Raw genomic sequence first — 4,589 nt, forward strand, 5'->3', positions numbered from 1 at the left:
AGCTGGTTTTGCTTTGCTGTTGGAGGCTTTTACTCGCATGGCGGCCATTTAACCTTTGGGGAAAATTAATTTGGCCAGGCATCTTATCAGAAATACTTGACAATTGCTTGGTAAATATCCTCTGAAACAGAAGGCCGCTTTTTGGGCTTTTTTCCTAAGTTGATCTCGCTGACATCTTCCTAAGTGGCTGTTTTAAATAAAGACCGGCTTCTGAAAATGCTGACTGGTGGCTGTTTGCCCTTAGCCGGCAGGTCGCTGTTTGCCTGACGAATGGCCGCTTGATCGCCAGTGAAGCTAGAAAAACCAAGGCTCTTCACGGATTTTTCCGGTCCGGGACTCAGGAGCGCCAACCTGCGCGTGGAAAACAGGTAGAATGCCGCCCACGCAATGAGGGTATTGGAAATGGCTTTAGTCGGGCGCTACAACAGTTTGCAAGTGGTTAAACACACTAACTTTGGTTTGTATCTGGACGGAGGGGCGGACGGCGAGATATTGCTGCCCAATCGTTATATTCCCAAGGATATTCCCAGTGAAGATGAAGACTGGTTGAATGTTTTTGTTTATCTGGACAGTGCCGACAAGTTAATCGCAACTACCGAAAAGCCGAAAGTTCAAGTTGGTGAGTTCGCCAGCCTTAAAGTCGTCGAAGTTAACAGTATCGGGGTATTCCTGGATTGGGGATTGCCCAAGGACCTGTTGCTGCCCTACTCCGAAGAAAAGCGCCAGATGAATGCCGGCGAATACTGCGTGGTGCATGTCTATCTGGACAAGCACACCCGCCGTATCACCGCCACGGCCCGCCTGGACCGCTACCTGGACAAGACTCCGGCCAACTACAAGGTTGGTCAGGAAGTCGACCTGCTGGTGGCCGAGTCCACCGATATGGGCTTCAAGGCGATCATCAACAACAAGCACTGGGGCCTGATTCACAAGAACGAAGTGTTCAAGTTCCTGCGCTCCGGGATGCAAGAGAAAGGCTTCATCAAGGAAGTGCGGGCCGATGGCAAGATCAGCCTGAGCCTGCAACCGGTGGGTGAAGAAGCGGCCACCAGCCTGAACTCGAAGATCCTCGCCAAGTTGCGGGAAAACAATGGCTCTCTGGCGGTCAGCGACAAGAGCGATCCGGCATTGATCAGCAGTTTGTTCGGGGTCAGCAAAGGCAACTTCAAGAAGGCCATCGGCGCGCTCTATAAACAGGGCCAGATTGTCATTCACGCGGATCGTATCGAGCTAAGCTGATACTCATTTCGCCCAGGGGTGGATGTATGTAAACCCACCTCTTCTATGTCCCGGGTTGTTGGTCTTTCCTGGTGCGGCCCGTCTTGCAGCACGACGGCTGGCCGCGCGCCCGGTGGCGTTGTCTTTTCCACAGCGGGTAGCTGTCATGTCGATGAATCAATCTGAGGGACTGCGGTGAGCATCGAGCGGCGCAACGCCGATGGCTTTGCCCTGCAGGTGATGCTGGGGTTGTGCCTGATCTGGGGCGTACAGCAGGTGATGATCAAATGGGCGGCGGCGGATATTGCCCCGGTGATGCAGGCGGCTGCCCGTTCGGGGATTTCGGCGCTGCTGGTGGCCCTGCTGATGTGCTGGAGAGGTGGCTGGTCCCAGGTCTCCAGTACCTGGCGCGGCGGTTTACTGGCCGGCGCCCTGTTTGGCCTGGAGTTCCTGTTCATTGCCGAGGGGCTGAAGCTGACGAGCGCCGCGCACATGTCGGTGTTTCTCTATACCGCCCCGATCTTCACTGCCCTTGGGGTCAATTGGCTGCTGCCCAGTGAGCGGCTGCGGCCGTTGCAATGGTTGGGGATCATCCTTGCTTTCATTGGCATCAGCATCGCCTTTGCCGGTGGGATCTCCCTGGACAATCTGGATCGGCGGATGCTCCTGGGCGATGTATTGGGACTGCTGGCGGGGCTGGCCTGGGGCGCGACCACGGTGGTGGTACGCGCCTCGCGACTGTCGGAAGCGCCAGCCACACTGACCCTGTTCTATCAGTTGATCGTCGGCTTCGTCGGCCTGCTGCTGATTGCGGTGCTCAGCGGCCAGGTGACCCAGGTCAGCCTGACCCCGGTGGCCGTGGCCAGTGTGTTGTTCCAGGGGCTGGTGGTGTCGTTCTTCAGCTACCTGACCTGGTTCTGGCTGCTGCGTCGCTACCTGGCAGCGAACCTGGCGGTGTTTTCCTTCATGACGCCGATGTTCGGCGTGACCTTCGGCGTATTGTTGCTGGGTGAGCCCTTGAGCCTGAACTTCGTGCTGGGGGCGCTGTTGGTGCTTTTGGGCATCACCTTTGTCAGCGCCGAGCAATGGTTGCGTCGGCGGATCAAGCGCTTTCTATAAGTCGCTGCCTAGGAGACCGCCGGGCAGCCTTGTGTCACGGGCCGCGGTTGCCAGAGCAGGCCACCGCTGACCAGCAAGCCGGAACCGGCGATCACCAGCGCCAACTGCAGACTGGCGCTGAAGTGAGTGCTCAGGGCCGCCAGCAACGGGCCGCTCAATTGCCCCACGGCGAAGCAGGCGGTGAGCAGGCCGGCGTTGCGTTGGGCCGACTGCGGCGCGAGTTCCCGGGAGCGCTGCATGACCAGTTGCATGCAGGCCAGGAACGGCGTGCCACACAACAGCACCCCCAGCACCAGTCCCAGGCCGCTGCCCAGCAAGCAGGCGAAGACACCGGCGGCCTGTAGCCACAGGGTCGCCATCAGCCAGCGACGGGTGCTGTTCGGGGTGTGCCGGCGCAGGCTGACCAGGCCCACTCCCAGGGCGGCGGCGAGGCCGAAGCCGGGCCAGAACAGGTCGGCTTGCCACTGACCCTGAAAGCGCGCGCTGGCCATTTGCGCAAGAAAGGTCGCCGGGATGATGTAGCCCACCCCGTACAAGCCATAGACCAGACCCAGGCGGCCCACGCTCTGCTCATTGCTCTTCGAGTCCTGGGGGGGCGGACTGAGGCTTTTCGAGGCCTGTGGCAGGATCGGCAGGATCACCAGCAGCATCAGCAGGGCCACCAGCCCATACAATAGCCACAGGTTGGCGGAGCCTTGGCCCAGCAGGTTGGAGCCCAGGGCCAGCAGGCCGGTGAGCATGATGCCCAGCCCGGGACCGGCGAACACCAGGGCTCCCAGGCGAGGCCGGCCCGCCGCCAGGGCCAGGGGCTGGCTCAGAGCGGTGATCATCACCAGCACCCAGGCACTGGCCACCCCCGTGCCGAAGCGCAACAGCAGGTGCGGCCAGAAGCCCTGGGCCCAGAATGAGGCCAGGGTCAGCAACACGCACAGCCACAGTCCACCCAGCAGCCGTGCCCGTACCTGTGTCGGCTGGCGGGCGAACATGGCGTCCAGTGCACCGCAGAAGTAGCCCAGGTAGTTGGCGGCGGCGATCAGGCCGGCGGCGGTCAGGTCGACCTGGCCTTCGCCGATCAGGTGCGGCAACTGAGGCGTCAAGGCAAAACGGCCAATGCCCATGGCCATCATCAGGGCAATGAAACTGGCGAGCAGGCGCAGCAGAGGGGACATGGTGGGGTTTCCATCGGCAAGGACAATGACCGTCAGGCTAGGACCGATTGACTTTCTGTAAAAATGAATAATAGTGAGAAACTTGTTCAGTTTTGGAGAAGATCATGGAGTTCAGCCAACTGCGCATCTTTCAGGCCGTGGCCGAGGAAGGTTCCATCACCCGGGCCGCCGAGCGTCTGCACCGGGTGCCGTCGAACCTCTCGACCCGGCTCAAGCAGTTGGAGGAGCAACTGGGCGTCGAGCTGTTCCTGCGCGAGCGTCAACGCTTGCAACTGTCGCCGGCGGGCAAGGTGCTGCTCGATTACGCCGCGCGGCTGTTCGCCCTGCACGATGAAGCCCATGCCGCCGTACAAGGCGGTCAGCCGGCCGGGGATTTTGTCCTGGGCACCATGTACAGCACGGCGGCGATTCATCTGCCGGCGCTGCTGGCGCGTTACCACCGGACCTATCCGGCAGTGAACCTGCAGGTGCAGTCCGGGCCCAGTGGCGAGCTGCTGGAAGGCCTGCTCAGCGGGCGCCTGGACGCGGCGCTGGTGGATGGCCCTCTTGAATTGGCAGGGTTGGATGGGGTGCCCTTGTGCGATGAGACCCTGGTGCTGATCAGCGAGGCCGATCACCCGCCGGTGCGCACCGCCCGGGATGTGGAGGGGCGTGCGGTGTTCACGTTTCGCCAGGGTTGCGCCTATCGCATGCGCCTGGAGTCCTGGTTCGCCCACTATCACGCGGCGATGGGCCGGGCCATGGAGATCGAGTCCTATCAGGGCATGCTGGCCTGTGTGATCGCCGGTTCCGGGGTGGCGCTCATGGCCCGGTCGATGCTCGACAGTCTGCCGGGACGCGAAAGCGTGGCGGTGCATGCCCTGGCCGAACCGTTCGCCCAGACCACTACCTGGCTGATGTGGCGCAAGGGCATGCTCGGGGCCAACCTCAATGCCTGGATCGAACTGCAGCAGGGGGGCACCGGGCAGACGCCACAGGCGCTGCGGGCCCATGGCTGAATAGCCTTGGCCGATTCGCTTCAATCCAGTAACAGTTCATTGCTATTGCAAGGCAGCGCGCGGGAAAAGTTAGGACTATTATCTG

General features: G+C 61.1%; 4 protein-coding genes. 3 read left to right on the forward strand and 1 reads right to left on the reverse strand.

Going from position 1 to position 4,589, the window contains the following annotated elements:
* The first annotated feature begins 402 nt into the window (after nucleotides 1-402).
* Together BLX41_RS04215 and BLX41_RS04220 are read left to right on the forward strand one after the other, a co-directional pair.
* Complete coding sequence (locus tag BLX41_RS04215) at nucleotides 403-1,239, forward strand: CvfB family protein (protein WP_060838083.1); 837 nt, start codon at nucleotides 403-405, stop codon at nucleotides 1,237-1,239.
* A 174-nt stretch (nucleotides 1,240-1,413) separates the two neighbouring features.
* Entirely contained in the window at nucleotides 1,414-2,337 is a 924-nt protein-coding gene (locus BLX41_RS04220; RefSeq protein WP_123723894.1) for a DMT family transporter, read from the forward strand.
* Between the two features lie 8 nt (nucleotides 2,338-2,345).
* Here BLX41_RS04220 and BLX41_RS04225 read toward each other — a convergent pair whose 3' ends face one another.
* Complete coding sequence (locus BLX41_RS04225; RefSeq protein WP_123723895.1) at nucleotides 2,346-3,506, reverse strand: MFS transporter; 1,161 nt, start codon at nucleotides 3,504-3,506, stop codon at nucleotides 2,346-2,348.
* A gap of 104 nt (nucleotides 3,507-3,610) precedes the next feature.
* Between BLX41_RS04225 and ptrR the strand changes: the two genes are divergently transcribed.
* Nucleotides 3,611-4,504: a putrescine utilization regulator PtrR gene (ptrR, locus tag BLX41_RS04230; protein WP_123723971.1), complete on the forward strand. Its 894-nt coding sequence runs from the start codon at nucleotides 3,611-3,613 to the stop codon at nucleotides 4,502-4,504.
* Nucleotides 4,505-4,589: the final 85 nt, after the last annotated feature.

Origin of the sequence: Pseudomonas protegens (assembly GCF_003732485.1) — a bacterium.
In the GTDB taxonomy this organism is placed as follows: domain Bacteria; phylum Pseudomonadota; class Gammaproteobacteria; order Pseudomonadales; family Pseudomonadaceae; genus Aquipseudomonas; species Aquipseudomonas protegens_B.